The organism is Halovibrio sp. HP20-59 (genome assembly GCF_033052795.2).
Lineage (GTDB): Bacteria > Pseudomonadota > Gammaproteobacteria > Pseudomonadales > Halomonadaceae > Vreelandella.
Genome location: NZ_JAWJUW020000005.1, coordinates 199,163 through 219,996 on the forward strand (window position 1 = coordinate 199,163; position 20,834 = coordinate 219,996).

A 20,834-nucleotide genomic window follows, 5' to 3' on the forward strand; every position below is an offset into this window, starting at 1 on the left:
GATGAGGCCGCGCCCAGTGTATTTTGATCATCAAGCCTCTGCTGATGCTTGGGTGCCTTTCGATGACCGCGGCCTAGCGTATGGTGATGGTTTGTTCGAAACGGTGCTGCTGCGCGCTGGCGCACCTGTACTGTGGCGCTATCACACAGCACGTCTGGCGCTAGGCTGTGATCGTTTAGGGATACCGTTCCCTTGCCAGGAGGCGCTTGAGGCATGCTGGCAGGGCGAACCTACCGCTGAGCTCGAAGTGCTTAAGCTCATACTGACCCGAGGTAGTGGGGGCCGCGGCTACGCCGAACCTGATAACGTTACACCCCGTTTGCTTAGCCGACGCACGCCTTTCCAGCCAATGGTTAAGCGTTGGGAGGCAGGCGTTAAGGTACGGCTTTGTGACTTGCGACTTGGTCACCAGCCGCGTTTGGCGGGCATTAAACATCTGAATCGTTTGGAAAACGTGCTGGCGCGTCGTGAATGGCGTGATGTCAGTATCGCAGAAGGACTGCTTGCTGATAGCGCTGGTAGTGTAGTGGAAGCCACCAGCATGAATGTTTTTTGGCAGCAGGCGGGGGGGCTGTTTACCCCGCTGCTTGACCAGTGCGGTGTGGCCGGTACGCTGCGCGCGGCGTTGATTGATCAAGGCGTTGTGACTCAGGCTGCCTTGCCGCTGGGTGAACTAAGCGTTGTTGATCAACTTTGGGTGGCTAATTCGGTACAGGGCGTGTGGCCTGTCACCACGCTGCTTTCTGCTAATGGTTCACAGCTACAGCGCTGGCGCTTGCCTGCCAGCGATCCACTTCAGTGTTTAGCGCATCCCTTATTAGGCTACGAGACGTCGATTCTTTAGCGTTCGTTGCCAAGTATGACTTTCCGTAAATATTAAGATTTAAAAATATATCGCTCTACAACGGTCTTTGAGGTGTCATGGTGAAACGGTTATTAGCCGCTTTTTTGGTAGTGGTGGTGATAGGGGCTGCTGCTGCGGTAGGTGGTTATGCCTATTGGCAGAGCCGTTTAGAGACGCCGCTCGCCCTTGATGAGCCTATGCTCTATCAAGTTCCCTCGGGTGCCGGGTTTAACCAAGTGGTGGGGGAACTAGAGACGCAGGGCGTGCTAGATGACGCTTGGGCTTTTCAGCTGTTAGCACGCATCGAGCCTGACCGTGTACCGCGCCTACGCAGCGGCGAGTACCGCTTGTTACCGGGCATGAGTGGTCTTGAGATGATGGCCCTGTTGGGCAGTAACGACGTGGTTAGCTACCCATTGACGATTCCAGAGGGCTGGACCTTTAGGCAAATGCGCGAGCTGCTGAATACGGCGCCTAAGCTTGATCATCGTACCGCTGATATGAGCGATGCAGAGGTGATGACGCTGCTCGACCGTGAAGGCACCTTTCCGGAGGGCTGGTTTTTCCCCGATACCTATCGCTACCACCTAGGCATGAGCGACGTGGATATTTTGCGCCAATCCTTGCAGCGCATGGAGCGTATTCTGGAAGAAGTATGGGCAGAGCGCGATGATGATCTCACTATTGACTCCCCTTACGAGGCGTTGATCATGGCCTCCCTCATTGAGCGGGAAACCGGCGCGCCCGAAGAACGGCCGGAGATTGCCGGGGTATTTAAACGCCGTATGGAACAGGGCATGCGCTTACAAACCGATCCAACGGTGATTTACGGAATGGCCGAGCGCTATGAAGGCCAGATTACCCACAGCGATTTGCGGGAAGCAACCGCTTATAATACCTATGTGATTGACGGCCTGCCCCCCACGCCGATTGCTCTGCCGGGGCGCGCTTCGTTAGAGGCGACGGTGAATCCATTGCCAGGGGAAACGCTCTATTTCGTATCTCGCGGTGACGGCACGCATCATTTCTCGCGTACGCTGCGCGAACATAATAACGCCGTTAACCGCTACATTCGTAATCGGTAAACGTCATGATCCATCAGCCATCATTGATCAAACACCAAAGTAAGGGAGCATGATGACTAAGCGTGGACGCTTCATTACGCTGGAAGGCGGCGAAGGCGTGGGAAAATCCACCAACGTGAGCTTTGTCGCCGAATGTTTAGAAGCTCAGGGGCTGGAAGTGGTGCGCACCCGTGAGCCGGGCGGCACCGTTCGTGGCGAAGCCATTCGTGCACTACTGCTGGACCCCGCCCCGCAAGAACCGCTGCACGTGGACGCAGAGCTGCTGCTCATGTTCGCTGCACGAGCGCAGCATTTAGCAGAAAAAATTCTGCCTGCGCTGGCGCGTGGCGCCTGGGTGGTCTGCGATCGCTTTACCGATGCCACCTTTGCCTATCAGGGCGGTGGGCGAGGCATTGCCAAGGAGCGTATCGCCGTTCTCGAAGCGTTTGTTCAGCAAGGGCTTGCGCCTGATCTGACGTTACTGCTGGATATGCCCAAAGAAGCTGCCACAAAGCGCTTAGAGTCACGCCTGAACGATCGCCAAGAACAGCGGGACCGCTTTGAAAAGGAACAAGGCGACTTCTTTCAGGCGGTGCGTGAAGCCTATCTGGCGCGTGCGGCGCAAGCCCCCGAGCGTTTTGCAGTGATTGATGCCCAGCACGCGTTAGTGGATGTTCAGGCACAAATCGAGCAAACCCTGTCTGCGCGAGTAACCGCATGGTGTTAACTGGCGTTATGCCCTGGCATCAGGCCACCTGGCAGCAATTAATGCGTTTGGCTGAGGGGGGGCGAATTCCCCACGCGTTGCTGATTCACGGTGCTCATGGCGTGGGTAAGCAGCAGCTGGCCGAGGCGTTAATCGCCCGCACCCTATGCGCCAAGCCTGCGGATCAAGCCTGCGGCCATTGCCATAGCTGCGCCATGTTGGCCTCCGGGTACCACCCAGACTTGTTGCGTGTCTCGCCGGAAGAGGGCAAACGCCAGATCCGTATTGACCCGATCCGCGAGGTCAACCGTTTTGTCTCGCAAACGGCCCAGCAAGGCGGCTATCGGGTAATTGTGATTGCTCCCGCCGAGGCTATGAACACGGCTGCCGCCAATGCGCTGCTTAAAAGCCTTGAAGAGCCCGGCGATAAAACGCTGTTTATTTTGCTCTCCGACGTACCGTCGCGGATGCTCCCAACGATTCGCTCCCGCTGCCAGCAGTGGTCGCTGCCTAGCGTTACCTTTGAAGCATGTCGCGGATGGCTAATTGAACAGTTGGGCAGCGTGGATGAAGCTTACTTTTGGTGGCAGGTCGCTGGCGGCCTGCCTCTTCTCGCAGTAGAGCTAGCCGCCCCCGAAGAGCGCGCTTTGCGCCACCAAATCCACGACAGCTTTGAACAGTTAGTACGCGGCGCGGAGCCAGTTTCAGAAGCGGCCCGCTTGGATCGCCAGGCGATTGATGCCATCTTATGGTACGGTATCGCTTGGCTGGAAGACCTGATTCGATTGGGCTTATCCGGGGAAGCCGCGGTGTTGCATAATCCCGATCTTGAGCCGCTCTACCGCCAGGCGGTCAAGAATGGTCGCGTACAAGACTGGTTTCGTTTATTGGATTACGCCCGTGAGCAGCGTCGCTTGCTGGCGGTGGGGGCTAATCCCAACCCCCAGCTAGTGTTAGAAGCATGGCTAGTGCGCTGGGCAGCGCTATTGCGCTCCTAGTAGTGAGCACTTTCTTATCTTAACGTTTGCTACCTCAGGCAAGGCAGCGAGGTCTTCATGGCAGCTCAGAAAGCGCTTTCTCTTACCGTTCCGGATGTGCCGACACTGCTTTCCGCGTATATGCCTTTTCTGGATCGTGGTGGGATTTTTGTTCCCACTCAGACGCCCTACGCGCTTGGTCAGCAGGTATTTTTATTGCTCACACTGCCGGGGGAAAGTGAACGACTTTCACTTTCTGGATATGTGGTGTGGGTATCCCCCGCTGGCGTGAGCGGACGGCGTATGCCGGGCATTGGCCTGCATTTTAGTCAGGAAGATTATCCCGTGCGTGATCGCATTGAGACGCTGCTAGCCGGTCAACTAGACAAAGCGGCACCGTCGTTTACGCTCTGACCCCAATGGTTAAAACGCTTACCCACCCGTTATTGAGACCTGCATGTTTGTCGATTCCCACTGTCATTTAGATCGCTTATCCGACCAAACCCACGGGGGCGATATTGCCGCCACCCTAGCGGCCGCCCGCGCAGCGCATGTGAGTCAGTTTCTGGCTGTTGCCGTTACTTTAGAGGATATGCCGCAGCTGGCGGCAATCGCCCGCGCCCATCAGGACGTGGTAATTTCCGCAGGCCTGCACCCCTTGCATACGCCGGTTAGCGAGCCTAGCGTGGCGGATATCACTGACGCCGCCGAGCAGTATGGCGCGGTAGCGATTGGTGAAACCGGTCTCGATTACCACTACGCCGGCAGCGTGCCTGTCGAGGTACAGCGTGAGCGCTTTAAGCGCCATTTGCTGGCCGCACGGGAGTTGGAGCTGCCGGTGATTATTCATACCCGGGAAGCCAAGCAAGACACCCTCGAACTGTTGCGCGAATATAGCGACCCGCGTGTGGGCGGTGTATTACACTGTTTTACGGAAGACTTGGCGATGGCCCGTGAAGCAGTAGCGCTAGGCTTTTATATTTCACTCTCCGGCATCATTACCTTTCGTAATGCCGCATCGCTGCGTGAGCTTGCCCGTCAGCTGCCGCTGGATCGCCTGCTGATTGAGACCGACAGCCCATACCTAGCGCCAGTGCCTTATCGCGGCAAGCCCAACCAGCCAGCGTGGGTGGTAGAAGTCGCCGAGTGCATTGCCAATGAGCGGGGCATTAGCGTTGATGAGGTCGCGATGCAGACCACCGTCAACTTTTATCAGCTGTTCCGTGCCGCTGCGCCCGATGCGCCCGCCAATGTTAAGCAAGCGCTGGCTCAGTCCGGGCTTTTGTAGCCAGGTAGTGTCACCGATATGATGAGCGAGGTGGGTGATGAATCTGGATAGATTGTTGCAGCAAAGTAGTCTAGAGGAAGAGCGCGAGGTTACGATTCCACCACTTGATGAGTGGCAGCCTGCGCTCTCTGGGGATATGAATCTGACCATTCGCGCCGACGGCAGCTGGTGGCACGAGGGTAAGCCGTTTGCTCGGCCCAAGGTGGCACGTTTACTGGCAACACTGTTGCGCCATGACGACGATGGCTACTGCTTGGTGACTCCCAGTGAGCGCTGGCGTATTCACGTGGAAGACCTGCCATTGGTTGCCGTGGAAGCTGACTTTCACGACGGCGCCTGGTGGTTGACTACTCAGTTTGATGACGTGGTTCGTCTTGATGCTGAACATCCGCTGTCTGTTACTTTAACTCCCCGAGGCGAGGCCGTGCCGCAACTACCGGTACGTTTTGGGTTGGCTGCGCGACTGCACCGGCATGTTTATTACCAGTTGGTTGACGCCGCTGAAACCCGTGAGGTAGGCGAGGGTGTCAATGAGGTTGGCGTCATGAGTGCCGGGTGCTGGTTTGCGCTGGGCCAACTGGACGACGCATCCGTGGGCGAGGCGCCGTGAAACTAACCGCCGAACAGCAAGCTGTAGTCAATCATCAAGCAGGACACGCGCGAGTGGCGGCTGTGGCGGGGGCGGGTAAAACCACCACCATGGCTGCCCGGGTGCTGCATCTATTGGCTAGCGGCGTGCCGCCGAAGCGGATTTTGGTGCTGATGTTTAACCGTTCAGCCAAAGACGATTTTCAGCGCCGGTTAGCTTCCATGGCGCCATCTGGGCAAGCGCTGCCGGATGTGCGCACCTTTCATTCCCTGGGCCACCGCTTGACCCAAAGCCTGTGCCGCTGGGGCGCACTGACCCCGCGCCAGCTATTATCCGCCGATTGGCAGTTAGAAAGGCTGCTGCGCCAGGCGAGCCTCAACGTGCTTCACGATGCGGTTGAACGTCGCGATGCTGCCCTGGAAGGGGATCGGCTTGAAACCCTGGCCCATTTCTGTGGCTTGGTGAAGGCGGAAATGATCACCCCCGAAGCTCTCTATGCGCGGCTCAATTTAGACCCCGATACGGACTATTTTCCGGCGGCCTTTGCCGAGGGAGAGCGGCTACTGGCAGCCGAAGGGGTGATGACCTATGCCGATCTGCTCTACCGCCCGCTGTTGGCTTTAGAGGGAGACAGCGACCTAAGTGGTCGCGTGGAAGGGTTTCTCGATCATGTCATTATTGACGAGTATCAGGACATTAACGCCGCGCAGCAACGGCTTTTATCCGTGCTGGTGGGCCGCACGGCCGAGGTAATGGCGGTGGGCGACGCTAACCAATGCATTTATGAGTGGCGTGGCGCCAAGCCCGACACCATGCTGGAGAATTTTACCGCCACTTTTGGCGAGGCAACCGACTATCCGTTATCGACGACCTTCCGTCATGGCCATGCCTTAGCCCTGGCCGCCAATCATGCCATTGCCGCTAACCAGCGGCGTCCCAACCAGCTATGTCTGGCGGCGGCTAATAACCCGGAGACGCGTGTTTCCGTGGGGCAGGGCAGCCGCTTGCTACTTGATGCGTTGATGGATTGGCAGGCCCAGGGGCGAGCGTTTAACGAAGCCAGCCTGCTGGTACGCAGCTGGGCACTATCGGTGCCGTTTCAACTGGCGCTATTACAGGCAGGCATTCCGTTTCGGCTCCAGCGCGAGGACCGTTTTGTGTTTCGTCTGCCGCTGGTGCAGGCGCTGGCGGGCTATTTAAAACTGTCGCGCCAACCTGACCTTCTCCGCGATCCACAGCAATTGTTATTGCTGCTTTCCCAGCCGACCCCTTTCGTTGCTCGCGAGCGGTTGCAGCGATTAGCTCAGCAATTAGCAACTACCCAGCAATGGCCCGAGCGGCATGATCCTATGCTAACGGCGTTAAAGCCGATCCAGCGGCGCACGCTGAAAAAGCGCTGGGCGCTGCTGTGCGAATTGCCGCAACTGAATGCATGGCCCCCCGCCAAACTATTACGCCACGTGGTGGATAGCATTGATGCCGAAAAGACGCTGAAGCGAGCAGCGGCGCGGCGGGATAAAGGCGAAGAGGACGTGCGCTTACTCGACGTGCTGATCGAACAAGCGCAAAGCGTGCAAGACCCTGATGCCTTTATCGAGCTACTTGAAAGACCGGTAGAAAATCAGGCCGGCGGGGTGCTGATTAGCACCGTACATGGTGCTAAAGGGCTTGAGTGGCCGCTGGTCGCGGTCGCTGGGGTTAATGAAGAAGATTTTCCTCACTATAGTCGCGATAATCCCCTTAGCGATGAGCGTTTAGAAGAAGAGCGGCGGCTGTTCTACGTGGGGATTACCCGTGCCCAAGAGCAGCTCTTAGTGCTTCATGACGGCGGCGCGCATCGGCCGAGTCGCTTTATCGCCGAGAGTGCCTGGCAAGACAGTATGCGGGTTGCCGCCTGTTTGGCGAGTGCTACCGCGCCTGCGGCTGACCTACAAGTTGCTTCTGTGGGGTTGGTGGAGCGCTATCTGGCGCGGCTAGGGCGTGACGATATTGTGCTTGCGCCAGCGCAGGTTGAAGAAACGCAAGCGGCTTATTCTGCTGGCGCGCATTTTTACCCCGGTCAGCGGCTGCATCATGCCGTTTTTGGTGAGGGCGAAGTTGCCGCCGTAGAGGGGAATGCCAGCGACCCGGTCATCGATGTGCGCTTTGATCAGGCAGGTCGAAGGCGGCTCATTGCCCGCCGTGCACCGATTGAGCTATTGGAAAATGGTTCAACGCTTGCTGGGTAAGTCGTTGATTAAAAACTAAGACACACTCTTTCACATTTGCAGTCGAATTAAGCTTTAGGGCTGTTTGACTTAGCATGCCCCTGCCGATTTAATACCTCAACTCCTACCGAGCTAATACTCAGCAGCTCATCGCATATAACTTATGAAATAGGGAACGGGCATGGTAAGGCAAGCCACTTGGCTCTGCGCCATTTTGATCGTCACCCAAAGCGGCGTCTTGCTTGCCGATAGCGGTCTGCCTAATCTGGAATTTAATGGTTACGGCACGCTGGGGGTTGTTCATTCTGACGAGCGTAATGCTGACTTCGTTGCCGACCTCTTTGCTTCAGAAGGTGCGGGTTATAGTGATGACTGGAGCGCTGAAGTAGATAGCCGTTTAGGCCTCCAAGCTACGTTGCGTATGACGCCTCAGCTCTCCTCCGTTGTGCAGGTCGTCAGCGAGAAGCGGTATGACGGCTCATTCGCACCGGATATTGAATGGGCCAATGTGCAATACGACATTACCCCTAATCTTAGCTTCAGAGCTGGGCGTATGGTGCAGAGCTCATTTATGTCCTCTGAGCACCGTAAGGTTAACTACGCCACTCCTTGGGTTAGGCCTCCACAAGAAGTGTACCGTTTAATTCCGGTGGCTAATTTCGATGGCGTTGATGTTCGCTATCGATACCACAGTGAGAGCGCCAGTAACGAACTGCAGCTGAATTTTGGTGGTGGCAGCGCTGATTACCAGTCCGGAAGTATCGACGCCAAAGATTCCTGGGGCATTTCCCACCGTACAAATTGGGGCAGCACTACTCTGTTTGCTAGCTATGGCGAGCTGAAAGTGAGCGCAGATGAAATCTCACGATTCTTCGATGCATACCGTCTTTTTGGCCTACCCGGTGAAGAGATTGCTAGCCGCTACGAAGTTGATGGCAAGCGTACGAGTCTACTGAGCTTAGGGGTGAGTTACGACCCTGGCTCATGGTTTGTTATGGGAGAGTGGTCGCGCTCTTCGTCACCTTCTCTTTTAGGGGATAGTGAAGGGGCCTACATGACATTCGGCTACCGCATAGCCGAATGGACGCCGTATGTGGGCGTGGCGCGAGCAAAAGTCACCAGTAATACCTCAGAGCCGGGATTGAATGCTGCCCTTTATCCATCGCCCTTTACCGAAGGCGCACAGTTACTAAATGGTGTATTGAATGAGCTCATATCTAGCGGAATGCAGCAAGAGAGCATTACGGTTGGGGCTCGCTGGGATTTCAGGCCAGGTATGGCTTTTACGGCCCAATACGATCATATCAATATGCGTTCAGAGTCATCGGGGGGGCTGATCAATCAACAGCCCGAATTTACCCCAGGTGGACGCATCAACTTGTTCAGCCTTGCGCTCGACTTTGTGTTTTAAGGAGAGTGACAAATGCTTAAACGTCTTACTGCGCCCTTGGTCAGCCTGTTATTGGGGGCAGCGCTGACTATGGTTAATCACCCTGCTAGGGCCGAGGTGTTGGTGGTTGTATCAGCCGAGGCACCCTTTACTCGCCTTACCCGCAGCGATTTAAGGGATATTTATTTAGGGCGTCGCACGCTAATAGCCAGCGGAGTACAAGTGGAGCCCTTGGATCAGGTTGAGGGTACTGCGGCGAGAAGTGAGTTCTATTTTCACTACACGGGACAAACTCCGGCGCAAATCAAGGCACACTGGGCTAAACAGATATTTACCGGGCGAGGGCAGCCGCCTCAAACGCTGACTAATAGTCGCGCCATGGTAGAGCGACTCGTCAGTGACGCAAAAGCACTGGGCTATATAGACCCTTCTTTTCTTGATGAGCGTTTGAGAGTGGTGACAATTGAGTAGCCTCAATGATCAAACAGGACCTAGCCGGTTCATCCCATCCAAAAGCTTCATTAATCGGTGGTCACATCATCTTGTAGAGCCACTGGTACTATTTAGCCTAGTGGCTTTAATGATGTTGTTGGTTATATGGGGAAGTACTTATTTTTTGGTCAATAAAGAGCGTATGGCCATTGAGCGTCAGACAGAGCTGTCCGTAGGAGAAATTACCGACACTTATGAAGCCCGGGTGGTAAGAGCTTTAAGAGAAATTGACACTGCTCTGAAATTAGTATGTTTTACCGCCAACAGTACCGATCATGAAAATGTGCTCAATGTGTTAAATGAGCAGCGGTTATTGCCGCCTTCCCTGCTATTTACCATCAGCATTGTTGATGAGCATGGCATGGTTATCGAGACCACTAATTCGGGGCTGCTTGGGCAGCGCCTAACGCCTCCTTCACAAAGAACACTGGGCGACGATTACCTAGCCGTGGGGGATGTAGATCCTTATCAGGATAAGCAGCTGACCTTTACCCGGCCATTAATGCCTGAGCAAGAGGGAAGCTCGGGCTGGGTCGTTATGGCTATTGATGCCAATTACTTTGTGAGCAGTTATGAGGTTCGGTCGTTGGGCCAGCAGGGGATGCTGGCACTAGTGAGTTCGGAGGGCATCGTACGTGTTAGACGCACAGGAGATACTATCCATACAGGCGAACTGATGGATATAGCGCTTTGGGAAAGAAGCACTGTCGATAGCGTGCCCTTTCTGACACATTGGCAAGGAGTTGAGCGCTACACGCTGGTACGCAAACTGTATGATTTTCCCCTTTCGATTGTCGTAGGGCTCTCTGCCCAAGAGCAGTTGGAGGCGGATCAACAGCTTGCACGAAACTATTGGCAGCGGGCCGGTTGGACAAGCGGCCTGCTGCTTATCATTCTGGCTATACTCGGCCGTTTGAGCTTGCAGCTTCAGCGGGAGCGGCAGCGGGTAATGGAAGAGCGTGTATTACATGCTCAGCAACTTGAACACTTAGCTTTCCATGACACGCTAACTGATTTGCCCAATCGAGGCTTTTTGAGCCACCTGGTTACTCAGGCCGTGAAGCGTGGCGGCCGCCACGGTGACGCCTTCGCGCTGCTTTTCCTGGATCTTGACCGCTTTAAGTTAATCAATGACACCTTGGGTCATGACGCCGGCGACCATCTTCTGCAAGAAGTGGCTAGGCGACTGACCTCTTCGGTGCGTGAAAGTGATGTCGTCGCTCGGTTAGGGGGTGATGAGTTTGTCATCCTTTTAAGTAAGGTCAGCCGACGAGAGCAGATTGAGCCCATCGCCCAAAAAATTCTCTTCTCCGTTAGAGAGCCCTTTGTGCTGGCGGGCCAGGAGTGTCATGTCTCGGTAAGTATTGGCGTCTCGCTGTATCCGTTTGACGGGCTTGATGAGCAAACATTGTTGAAAAGAGCCGATATGGCGATGTATCAGGCGAAGCAGCTGGGGAAAAATAATGCCCAGTTTTATACCGACGAATTAAGTGCGGAAATGGATGTGCGTTTAACCTTGGAGTCTGGCCTGCATCGGGCGCTTGCAGGCCATGAGTTTAGGTTGTTATTCCAGTCAAAGCATGACATCGAAGCAGGCAGCACGCTTGGCATGGAGGCATTGCTGCGTTGGCAGCATCCAACGCTTGGATTACTGGAACCCACCCAATTCATGATCCTGGCTGAAGAGAGCGGCTTGGCTATGCCCATTGGTCAATGGGTGCTCGAAAATGCCTGTCGGCAAAACATGCTGTGGCAACAAGAAGGGTTTCCCGCGTTAACGATGGCCGTCAATATTTCTGCACGCCAATTTTATGACAATAGCTTTGCGGAGAATATCAAGGAGGCATTAACCACTACCGGGATGAATCCCAAGCTGCTTGAGTTGGAAATTACTGAGAGCATGCTGCTGCAGGATGTTCAGCGTACGGCAAGTATCTTTGCCGAGATTAAGAAACTGGGGGTTAAGGTAGTCATTGACGATTTTGGTACAGGGTATTCTTCTTTATCTGACTTAAACGCTTTGCCTGTAGATACGTTAAAAGTAAGTTCTTCGTTAGTTAAGCGCTTATCAGGTACTCGTCGTGACCAGCAGTTATCGGCATCGGTCGTTGAGTTGGGTAAGTGTCTGGGTATGCAGGTGTTCGCGAAAGGGGTCGCTTCTCATGAGCAGACCCGCTTCATAGGCAGCCACTCCAATCTCTCTTTTCATGGCTTTTATAGTAATAGACCGTTGTCAGCAGAGGAGAGCTGCGAAAGGGAAAAGTAGCTTAGGCTGACACTGCTTACCCTTTTACAGCCAATGCCGGGCAAGCAGTGCACAGGTTTTAGCCGACTCCCTTACATATTGGGATAGTTGGGCCCGCCGCCGCCCTCAGGCGCTACCCAGGTAATGTTTTGGGCGGGGTCTTTAATATCACAGGTTTTGCAGTGCACGCAGTTTTGGAAGTTGATCTGAAAGCGCGGTTCTCCTGCGCTGTCTTCTACTACCTCGTAGACCCCGGCCGGGCAGTAGCGCTGCGCTGGCTCGGCGTATTTAGGCAGGTTGTCGCGAACCGGCAGTTCTGGGTCAGCCAAACGCAGGTGGCAGGGCTGGTCCTCTTCATGGTTGGTATTAGATACAAATACCGAGGTGGACTTATCAAAGGATAGCTTACCATCCGGCTTGGGATAGTTGATCTTTTCAAACTCGGCCGCAGGCCTGAGGGCGCCGTGATCGGTAGTGGTGTCGTGTAGGTTAGGCAGCTTGCCGCCCAGCAACTGGTCGATAAAATTATACGCGCCGCCGCCCACGGTGCCATATTTATGGATCGCCGGACCGAAGCTGGCGCTGTCTTTAAGCTCTTGATAAGCCCAGCTGGCTTGCCATTTTTGGGTAAAGCTGGTCAGTTCTTGCGCGCCTTCATCACCGCCCTTAATGGCCTCAAACACACTTTCCGCAGCGACCATGCCAGACTTCATGGCGGTATGCAGGCCTTTAATCTTGGCAAAATTGAGCGTGCCCGCATCGCAGCCAATTAGTAAGCCGCCGGGGAAAGTCATTTTAGGCAGGCAGTTAAAGCCACCTTTGGTAATTGCCCTGGCCCCATAGGCAACGCGCTTACCGCCCGCTAGGTATTGGCTAAGGACTGGATGATGCTTCATACGCTGAAACTCATCGAACGGTGACAACCAGGGGTTTTGATAGCTGAGATCCATGATTAGCCCGACCACCACCTGCTGGTTTTCAGCGTGGTAGAGAAACCAGCCACCGTGGGTGTTGCTATCCAACGGCCAGCCCGAGCCGTGTAATACCAGGCCGGGCTCATGCTGATCGGCAGGCACATCCCATAGCTCTTTAAGGCCAATACCGTAATGCTGCGGATCGCAGCCGGCATCCAGTGAGAAGTCTTCGATTAAGCGCTTGCCTAGGTGGCCGCGGGAGCCTTCGGCAAACAGGGTGTATTTGGCGCGCAATTCCATACCCGGCATATAGCCATCTTTGGGGGTGCCGTCGGCGCTAACCCCCATGTCGCCGATAACAATACCGCGCACCGCGCCATCTTCGACAATGGTTTCCTGAGCAGCAAAGCCCGGAAATATTTCAACGCCCAGCGATTCAGCCTGCTCGCCCAGCCAGCGGCACAGATTGCCTGCGCTGATCACGTAGCGTTGCTGATCGTCACCGGTGTTGTGCATACTTTTAGGCACAAGTGCGTTGGGCAGCTTTTGGGCTTTTTCGGCGTCTTTCAGCAGATAAACATCGTCGCGAATCGCGGGGGTATTGAGGGGCGCGCCACGCTCTTGCCAATCGGGGAATAGCTCGGTTAACGCACGCGGTTCAAAAACGGCGCCTGAAACAATGTGCGCACCCACTTCGGAGCCTTTTTCAACCACGCAGACCGTGAACTCTTGCTCTGCTTCGTTGGCTTGCTGCATTAGGCGGCAAGCAGCGGCAAGCCCGGATGGGCCCGCGCCGACAATGACGACATCAAAATCCATTACATCGCGTTCAACAGTTTCCACCCGGTTTCTCCTATTCACTTAAGTGCCATGTTTTCTAAAAGCGCGTCACGGGTAACGGTTCGAGAACATGCTTATAAACAGATGGCCTTAATTTTAAACGGTCGTTTGCTTCTGGTTATCCCTCATCATAGGCATAATACCCGTGTCAGGTCACGCCTACGATGGTGAAAACGGCATTTCTTGGCTGTATGTTTCGCTAGCCGCCGTGCAGTGCTACGACCAAGGCCTTAGCTAATAAGTATTGTTGCTAGTGGGCAGGCTGTGGCAAATTAGTAACGTTTTTCATTTGCGTACCTATCAAACGCTTGAATGAATTTTAGGCATTGAATTTAAAAGCGCTACCATTTGCAGGTAGCGTCTGTGTTGAGGCAGGTGGATCGTTTCGGCGACGTTGCCAAGGCTTCAATATACGTCTTAAAAAGAGGTATCCGCAGAGCGGGTGCCGTCTCAGGTTAACGGCTCTCACCAAAAGCCAAGCGAGGAAGCTATGAAAGTACTCGTCGCGGTTAAACGCGTCATTGATTACAACGTCAAAATTCGCGTCAAAGCGGACCACACCGACGTTGATCTCACTAACGTCAAAATGGCCATGAACCCCTTCTGCGAGATTGCAGTGGAAGAAGCGGTGCGCCTAAAAGAAAAGGGCGTGGCAACGGAAGTTGTGGCGGTAACGATCGGCCCTAAGGCTGCCCAAGAGCAGCTGCGTACCGCGCTGGCGCTGGGCGCCGACCGCGCTATTCATATCGAAACCGACGAGCGCGCCGAATCACTGGCGGTGGCCAAGCTGCTCGCCAAAGTGGTTGACGAAGAGCAGCCGGGTATGGTCATTCTCGGTAAACAAGCAATCGATACCGATAACAACCAGACTGGCCAAATGCTCGCTGCGCTGACCAACCTGCCACAAGCTACCTTTGCCTCGGAAGTGGTGGTCGACGGCGACAAGGTACACGTGACCCGGGAAATTGACGGCGGTTTGCAAACCATCGCCCTGACGCTACCCGCTATTGTCACCACCGACCTACGCCTGAATGAACCCCGCTACGCCAAGCTGCCGGACATCATGAAGGCCAAGAAAAAGCCCCTGGACGTTAAGACCCCCGCCGACTACGGCGTTGAGGTTGCTTCCAAGGTGAGCTTGCTCAAAGTGGAATCACCAGCTGAGCGTAAAGGCGGCGTCAAAGTGGCCTCGGTAGACGAGCTGATCGACAAACTGAAAAACGAAGCCAAAGTTCTTTAAGGTCGGTTCTTTAAAACCATAACTTTGAGATAAGCGCTTTGAAAGGAGCTGATTTTTATGAGCATTTTGGTACTTGCCGACCTGCATGAAGGACAACTGGCGGGTGCTACGGCCCACGTCGTAGCGGCGGCTAAAGAGATGGGTGGTGATATTGACGTGCTGGTCGCCGGCGAAGGCGTGCAAGCTGCCGCTGATGCCGCTGCCAAGCTCGATGGCGTGAGCAAGGTGCGCGTAGCGGATAATGCCGTGTACGCTCACCAGCTCGCCGAGCCTATGGGCGCATTGCTGGTGGCCCTGGCGGATGACTACACCCATGTGCTGGCGAGCGCTGCCACCAACGGTAAAAACGTGTTGCCGCGCTTAGCGGCGCTCAAAGACGTGAGCCAGATTTCAGACATCATTGACGTGGTTAGCCCTGATACCTTTAAGCGGCCTATCTACGCCGGTAGTGCCATCGCCACGGTAAAAAGCGACGACACGCTCAAAGTGATCACCGTGCGCACTACCGGGTTTGACGCGGTTGGCGCTGGTGGCAGCGCGCCGATTGAGGCGGTAGACACCGTCGTTGATAACAGCCAATCAAGCTTTGTCAGCGAAGACCTAGCCCAATCGGACCGTCCCGAACTGGGCGGTGCCAAGGTGGTGATTTCCGGTGGCCGCGGTATGGGTAACGGCGAGAACTTTAAACTGCTCGACGGGATCGCCGACAAGCTAGGGGCAGCCATTGGCGCTTCTCGCGCTGCCGTAGACGCAGGTTTTGTACCCAATGATATGCAGGTGGGCCAGACCGGCAAAATCGTCGCGCCGGACCTGTATATTGCCGTGGGTATCTCAGGCGCCATCCAGCACCTGGCGGGTATGAAGGACTCCAAGGTGATCGTTGCGATCAATAAAGACGACGAAGCGCCCATCTTTCAGGTAGCGGATTACGGGCTGGTGGGCGATTTGTTTGAGCTGCTGCCGGAGCTTGAAAGCAAGCTGTAAGCGGTTACATGGTGGATAAACAAAAAGCCGACTTCGTCAGAAGTCGGCTTTTTAGGTTTTGGTAGATTAGATAAACTGTTCATAGTTGACTAAAGTACTTGGGCAAAAGGTAAGAAAAACCACCACAGTGGTTGAAAAGGTAGCGGACTGACCGCACATAAGTAATTGAAAGCAACGAAAGCCACTCAAGGAGATGATGATATGGCACATACATTACCCGAACTGCCGTACGCATATGACGCTCTCGAACCACACATTGATGCAATGACGATGGAAATTCACCATTCTCGTCATCATCAAACTTACGTCAACAACCTGAATGCCGCGCTGGAAGGCACAGGCCTTGAAGACGTACCTGTTGAAGAGTTGATCGCCAATCTAGATCGCGTTCCAGAGGCCAAGCGTCAAGCTGTTATCAACAACGGTGGCGGTCATGCCAACCACTCCATGTTTTGGCAGATGATGTCGCCTAATGGCGGTGGCAATCCACAGGGCGACGTTGCCAAAGCAATTGATGCTGAGCTGGGTGGTCTGGATACTTTTAAAGAAGAGTTCAAGAAAGCCGCCGTTGGTCGTTTCGGCAGCGGTTGGGCATGGCTATCCATGACCCCTGAAAAGAAATTGGTGGTAGAGAATACGCTAAACCAAGACAGCCCTTTGATGCACGGTAACACGCCGCTGCTAGGTCTGGACGTTTGGGAGCATGCCTACTACCTGAAGTACCAGAATAAGCGCCCTGACTATATTGCTGCGTTCTTCAACGTGGTTAATTGGGAAGACGTTGAGCGTCGTTACCAAGCAGCAATTAGCTAATACGGCTATGAACTGCTAGCGGCGCCAGCGCTGGCGCTGTGAAAAACCGCCCACTTTTTAGTGGGCGGTTTTTTTGTTGCCGGGTATAGCCCAGGGCATTAGCTGTCAATAACCTGTGGGTAAAAAATACCACATATGCTTGAATTGATTTTCCATTGGTCTATATATAGTATGCATCGTATCTTTCAGAGGGGGCGGGCACTAGATGTGCTCTACCCGAAAAATGCCGCTATGAAAAGGAAAATAGCCATGGAAATCCAAATTTATAGCAAGCCCGCTTGTGTTCAATGCACCGCGACTTACCGCGCGCTCGACAAGCAGGGGCTTGAGTACAAGGTAATAGATATTACCGCTGAATCCGGCGCCCAAGAGGAAGTCGAAGCGCTGGGCTATCGCCAGCTTCCTGTTGTCGTTGTCGGCGAGGATCACTGGTCGGGTTTCCGCCCAGACCGCATTCAAGCGCTGGCATAAGTCATCCAAATGCTGGCAAGTTGCGCACCCACACCCGAAGTCGGCACGTTGGTGTACTTCTCTACTAAATCAGGTAATACCCATCGTTTTATAGAAAAACTTGGTTTTGCCGCAAAGCGACTGCCGCTGAATCGAGAAGCGCCTGCTCCACGTGTCACCCAGCCGTATATTTTAGTTACCCCCACTTATGGTGGCGGAAGTGAGCAGGGTGCGGTGCCTAAGCAGGTGATCCATTTTCTCAACGACACACATAATCGGAGCCTCCTGCGGGGGGTCATTGCAGCGGGAAATACAAATTTTGGCGAAGCGTATGGCCTAGCTGGCCGCATTATCGCTAAAAAGTGCAACGTGCCGCTGCTGTATCGATTCGAACTGTTTGGCACCGACGACGACGTGACCAACGTCCGCAAAGGAGTAGAAGAGTTTTGGAAACGACAAGCTCAGTCTCTAACAACGTAGCCTCTAAAAACACCACCCCAGAGGCGGCAGAAACGAAACGGCCAGCAGCGGCTGAGGCGCGCACTCTGGACTATCACGCCCTCAACGCCATGCTCAACCTTTACGGTACCAATGGCGAGTTGCAGCTGGATAAAGATCGCGAAGCGGCCCGTCAGTACTTTTTACAGCATGTTAACCAGAACACGGTGTTCTTCCACTCGCTGGAGGAAAAGCTCGATTACTTGGTCGAAGAGCAGTATTACGAAGCCGAGATGCTGGCCCAGTACAGTTTTGCTTTTATCAAGGCGCTGTTCGAGCAGGCCTATGCGTATAAGTTTCGCTTCCCGAGCTTTTTGGGCGCCTTTAAGTATTACACCAGCTACACGCTGAAGACGTTTGACGGCAAGCGCTATCTAGAGCGCTACGAAGACCGCGTTTGCATGGTCGCGTTGACTCTCGCGCGGGGCGATGAAACGTTAGCGAAGTCGCTGGTGGATGAAATCATTAGTGGCCGTTTCCAGCCCGCGACACCCACTTTTTTGAACTGCGGCAAGCAGCAGCGTGGCGAGCTGGTGTCGTGCTTTCTACTGCGTATTGAAGACAATATGGAGTCGATTGGCCGGGCGATTAATTCGGCCCTGCAGCTCTCCAAACGTGGCGGTGGCGTAGCGTTTTTGCTTAGCAATATTCGCGAGTCCGGGGCGCCTATCAAGCGCATTGAGAACCAGTCATCGGGCATTATCCCGATTATGAAACTGCTGGAAGACGCCTTCTCCTACGCCAACCAACTGGGCGCGCGCCAGGGCGCGGGTGCGGTGTATCTCAACGCTCACCACCCGGATATCCTGCGCTTTTTGGATACCAAGCGGGAAAACGCCGACGAGAAAATCCGTATCAAAACGCTTTCGCTGGGCGTGACTATTCCGGATATTACCTTTGAACTCGCCAAGCGTAACGACGACATGTATCTGTTCTCGCCTTACGATGTCGAACGCGTTTACGGCGTCCCGTTTGGCGATATCAGCGTCACCGAGAAGTACCAGGAAATGGTTGCGGATGCGCGCATCCGTAAGCACAAAATTAACGCCCGGGCGTTTTTCCAGGTGCTGGCCGAGCTCCAGTTTGAGTCGGGCTATCCTTACCTGATGTTTGAAGATACGGTTAATCGCGCCAACCCGATTGCTGGCCGCATTAACATGAGCAACCTGTGCTCGGAAATTCTCCAGGTCAACACGCCGACCGAGTATGACGATGACTTAGGTTATCGTCATATCGGTCAGGACATTTCCTGCAACCTGGGTTCCATGAACATCGCCAAGGTGATGGATGCCGGCGATATCGGCACCAGCGTGGACATTGCCATTCGCGGCCTTACCGCCGTATCAGAGATGAGCGACCTGCGCAGCGTGCCCTCGATCGCCGAAGGCAATGCCAAGTCCCGGGCGATTGGTTTGGGCCAGATGAACCTGCACGGCTACCTGGCGCGGGAGCATATCTACTACGGTTCCGACGAGGGCTTGGATTTTACCAATCTTTACTTCTACTGTGTGGCCTTCCATGCGATCCGCGCGTCGAACCGCTTGGCGATTGAGCACAACGATACCTTTGCTGGTTTTGCCGATTCTACCTATGCCTCGGGATCATTCTTCGATAAGTACACCGACCAGGCATGGCTGCCGCGCACCGATAAAGTACGTGAGCTGTTCGAGCGCAACGGCATCGCGCTGCCCACCCAGCAGGATTGGCAAGAGCTAAAAGACTCGGTCATGGCCCATGGTTTATACAACCGTAATCTGCAGGCGGTGCCGCCGACAGGGTCGATCTCTTATATCAATAATTCCACCTCCAGCATTCACCCGGTGGCGGCGAGAATCGAAATTCGTAAAGAGGGCAAGCTCGGTCGTGTTTACTACCCGGCGCCTTTCCTGGATGAAGCTAATTTTGACTACTTCCAGGACGCTTACGAAATCGGCCCGGAAAAGATCATCGACACCTACGCGGAAGCCTCGCAACACGTTGACCAGGGCTTATCGCTAACGCTGTTCTTCCCTGATACGGCAAGCACGCGGGATATCAATAAAGCGCAGATTTACGCCTGGAAAAAAGGCATTAAAACGCTTTATTACATCCGCCTGCGTCAAAGTGCCCTGGAAGGCACCGAGGTGGAAGGCTGCGTGTCGTGCACTCTGTAATAGCACTGATTTCTGCCGATATGTTTTGTCTCCCTTATTGAGCCTTCGTTTTTTAAACAAGCTCTTATAAACAAGCTTTGCTAGCCCGGCTCTTATAGCCGGGCTTTGAGAGAGTGATATGAATACCATGCAACGTTTATCGCGGGTTGATGCGATTAACTGGAACCGGCTTCAGGATGATAAAGACCTGGAAGTGTGGAACCGTTTAACCAGTAATTTTTGGCTGCCCGAGAAGGTGCCGCTGTCGAACGATATTCAGTCGTGGAATACGCTGACCGAGAAAGAAAAGCAGCTGACGATCCGTGTGTTCACCGGTCTCACGCTGCTGGATACGATTCAAAGCAGCGTGGGCGCGCCGGTATTGATGGACGACGCGCGCACTCCCCATGAAGAAGCGGTTTACACCAATATCGCCTTTATGGAATCAGTGCATGCGCGCTCCTACAGTTCGATTTTCTCGACACTCTGCACCACGCGCGATGTCGATGATGCCTTCCGCTGGAGTGAAGAGAATCCTACGCTGCAGGCAAAATCGCATCTTATTTTAGAGCGTTACCGCTCGGACGACCCGCTGATGCGCAAAGTCGCCAGCGTTTTCCTTGAGTCGTTTCTGTTCTACTCCGGCTTCTACCTGCCGATGTATTGGTCAAGCCACGCCAAGTTAACCAACACCGCCGACCTGATTCGCCTGATCATTCGCGACGAAGCGGTGCACGGCTACTATATTGGCTATAAATTCCAGCAGGCAATGGCAGAAGCGACGCCTGCGCGTCAGCAGGAAGTCAAAGATTACGCCTACGAATTGTTGCTTGAGCTCTACGACAACGAAGTGCGCTACACCGAGTCGCTGTATGACGAGGTAGGTCTAAGCGAAGACGTGAAAAAATTCCTTCACTACAATGCCAACAAAGCACTGATGAACCTTGGCTTCGAGCCACTGTTCCCCAGCAGCGTCACCGATGTAGATCCCACCATCATGGCGGCGCTTTCCCCCAACGCCGACGAGAATCACGATTTCTTCTCCGGCTCCGGCTCTTCCTACGTGATCGGCAAAGCCGTCGCCACCGAAGACGATGACTGGGCGTTTTAAAAGCAATATTGAGTAGGTGGTAGATGAGTTAGTGGTATCGATAAATGTGC

At 54.3% G+C, this 20,834-nt stretch carries 19 protein-coding genes; 18 read left to right on the forward strand and 1 reads right to left on the reverse strand.

What is annotated here, in order from left to right; all coding sequences use genetic code 11:
- Positions 1 to 16 precede the first annotated feature (16 nt).
- From pabC to RZA33_RS08190, 11 genes are all read left to right on the forward strand, one after another.
- On the forward strand, positions 17 to 844 hold the full coding sequence (pabC, locus tag RZA33_RS08140; protein WP_317507347.1) for an aminodeoxychorismate lyase: 828 nt from the start codon (positions 17 to 19) through the stop codon (positions 842 to 844).
- A gap of 77 nt (positions 845 to 921) precedes the next feature.
- Positions 922 to 1,929, forward strand: coding sequence for an endolytic transglycosylase MltG (gene mltG / locus RZA33_RS08145; protein WP_317507348.1), 1,008 nt, complete (start codon positions 922 to 924; stop codon positions 1,927 to 1,929).
- Positions 1,930 to 1,981: 52 nt separating this feature from the next.
- Positions 1,982 to 2,635 (forward strand): dTMP kinase, encoded by a 654-nt coding sequence (gene tmk / locus RZA33_RS08150; protein ID WP_317507431.1) that lies wholly within the window; start codon positions 1,982 to 1,984, stop codon positions 2,633 to 2,635.
- Positions 2,626 to 3,612 (forward strand): DNA polymerase III subunit delta', encoded by a 987-nt coding sequence (locus RZA33_RS08155; protein WP_317507349.1) that lies wholly within the window; start codon positions 2,626 to 2,628, stop codon positions 3,610 to 3,612. Before tmk ends, RZA33_RS08155 begins: the two co-directional genes overlap by 10 nt.
- 57 nt (positions 3,613 to 3,669) lie before the next feature.
- Positions 3,670 to 4,005, forward strand: coding sequence for a PilZ domain-containing protein (locus RZA33_RS08160; protein WP_317507350.1), 336 nt, complete (start codon positions 3,670 to 3,672; stop codon positions 4,003 to 4,005).
- 43 nt (positions 4,006 to 4,048) lie between these two features.
- A complete protein-coding gene (locus RZA33_RS08165; protein ID WP_317507351.1) occupies positions 4,049 to 4,879 on the forward strand; it encodes a TatD family hydrolase in 831 nt (276 codons plus the stop codon).
- 37 nt (positions 4,880 to 4,916) lie between these two features.
- Positions 4,917 to 5,489, forward strand: coding sequence for a DUF1285 domain-containing protein (locus RZA33_RS08170; protein ID WP_317507352.1), 573 nt, complete (start codon positions 4,917 to 4,919; stop codon positions 5,487 to 5,489).
- On the forward strand, positions 5,486 to 7,696 hold the full coding sequence (locus RZA33_RS08175) for an ATP-dependent helicase (protein ID WP_317507353.1): 2,211 nt from the start codon (positions 5,486 to 5,488) through the stop codon (positions 7,694 to 7,696). The genes RZA33_RS08170 and RZA33_RS08175 overlap by 4 nt, the downstream gene beginning before the upstream one ends.
- 160 nt (positions 7,697 to 7,856) lie before the next feature.
- Positions 7,857 to 9,086 (forward strand): porin, encoded by a 1,230-nt coding sequence (locus tag RZA33_RS08180; RefSeq protein WP_322976194.1) that lies wholly within the window; start codon positions 7,857 to 7,859, stop codon positions 9,084 to 9,086.
- A gap of 12 nt (positions 9,087 to 9,098) precedes the next feature.
- The gene (locus RZA33_RS08185; protein ID WP_317507355.1) at positions 9,099 to 9,536 is read left to right on the forward strand and encodes a phosphate ABC transporter substrate-binding protein; all 438 of its coding nucleotides are present in this window, start codon (positions 9,099 to 9,101) and stop codon (positions 9,534 to 9,536) included.
- Positions 9,537 to 9,645: 109 nt separating this feature from the next.
- A complete protein-coding gene (locus RZA33_RS08190) occupies positions 9,646 to 11,823 on the forward strand; it encodes a putative bifunctional diguanylate cyclase/phosphodiesterase (protein ID WP_317507356.1) in 2,178 nt (725 codons plus the stop codon).
- A gap of 71 nt (positions 11,824 to 11,894) precedes the next feature.
- Here RZA33_RS08190 and RZA33_RS08195 read toward each other — a convergent pair whose 3' ends face one another.
- A complete protein-coding gene (locus RZA33_RS08195; RefSeq protein ID WP_317507357.1) occupies positions 11,895 to 13,559 on the reverse strand; it encodes an electron transfer flavoprotein-ubiquinone oxidoreductase in 1,665 nt (554 codons plus the stop codon).
- Positions 13,560 to 14,046: 487 nt separating this feature from the next.
- Here RZA33_RS08195 and RZA33_RS08200 point away from each other — a divergent pair, with 487 nt between their 5' ends.
- From RZA33_RS08200 to nrdF, 7 genes are all read left to right on the forward strand, one after another.
- Positions 14,047 to 14,796 (forward strand): electron transfer flavoprotein subunit beta/FixA family protein, encoded by a 750-nt coding sequence (locus tag RZA33_RS08200; RefSeq protein ID WP_317507358.1) that lies wholly within the window; start codon positions 14,047 to 14,049, stop codon positions 14,794 to 14,796.
- A 57-nt stretch (positions 14,797 to 14,853) separates the two neighbouring features.
- Positions 14,854 to 15,780, forward strand: a complete 927-nt coding sequence (locus tag RZA33_RS08205) for an electron transfer flavoprotein subunit alpha/FixB family protein (protein WP_317507359.1) — start codon at positions 14,854 to 14,856, stop codon at positions 15,778 to 15,780.
- Positions 15,781 to 15,981: 201 nt separating this feature from the next.
- Positions 15,982 to 16,593: a superoxide dismutase gene (locus RZA33_RS08210; protein WP_317507360.1), complete on the forward strand. Its 612-nt coding sequence runs from the start codon at positions 15,982 to 15,984 to the stop codon at positions 16,591 to 16,593.
- Between the two features lie 249 nt (positions 16,594 to 16,842).
- Positions 16,843 to 17,064: a glutaredoxin-like protein NrdH gene (gene nrdH, locus RZA33_RS08215; protein ID WP_096280553.1), complete on the forward strand. Its 222-nt coding sequence runs from the start codon at positions 16,843 to 16,845 to the stop codon at positions 17,062 to 17,064.
- 9 nt (positions 17,065 to 17,073) lie between these two features.
- A complete protein-coding gene (gene nrdI, locus RZA33_RS08220) occupies positions 17,074 to 17,523 on the forward strand; it encodes a class Ib ribonucleoside-diphosphate reductase assembly flavoprotein NrdI (RefSeq protein ID WP_317507361.1) in 450 nt (149 codons plus the stop codon).
- A 65-nt stretch (positions 17,524 to 17,588) separates the two neighbouring features.
- A complete protein-coding gene (gene nrdE / locus RZA33_RS08225) occupies positions 17,589 to 19,694 on the forward strand; it encodes a class 1b ribonucleoside-diphosphate reductase subunit alpha (protein WP_416337854.1) in 2,106 nt (701 codons plus the stop codon).
- A gap of 118 nt (positions 19,695 to 19,812) precedes the next feature.
- The gene (gene nrdF / locus RZA33_RS08230) at positions 19,813 to 20,784 is read left to right on the forward strand and encodes a class 1b ribonucleoside-diphosphate reductase subunit beta (protein ID WP_317507363.1); all 972 of its coding nucleotides are present in this window, start codon (positions 19,813 to 19,815) and stop codon (positions 20,782 to 20,784) included.
- The last annotated feature ends 50 nt before the right edge of the window (positions 20,785 to 20,834 follow it).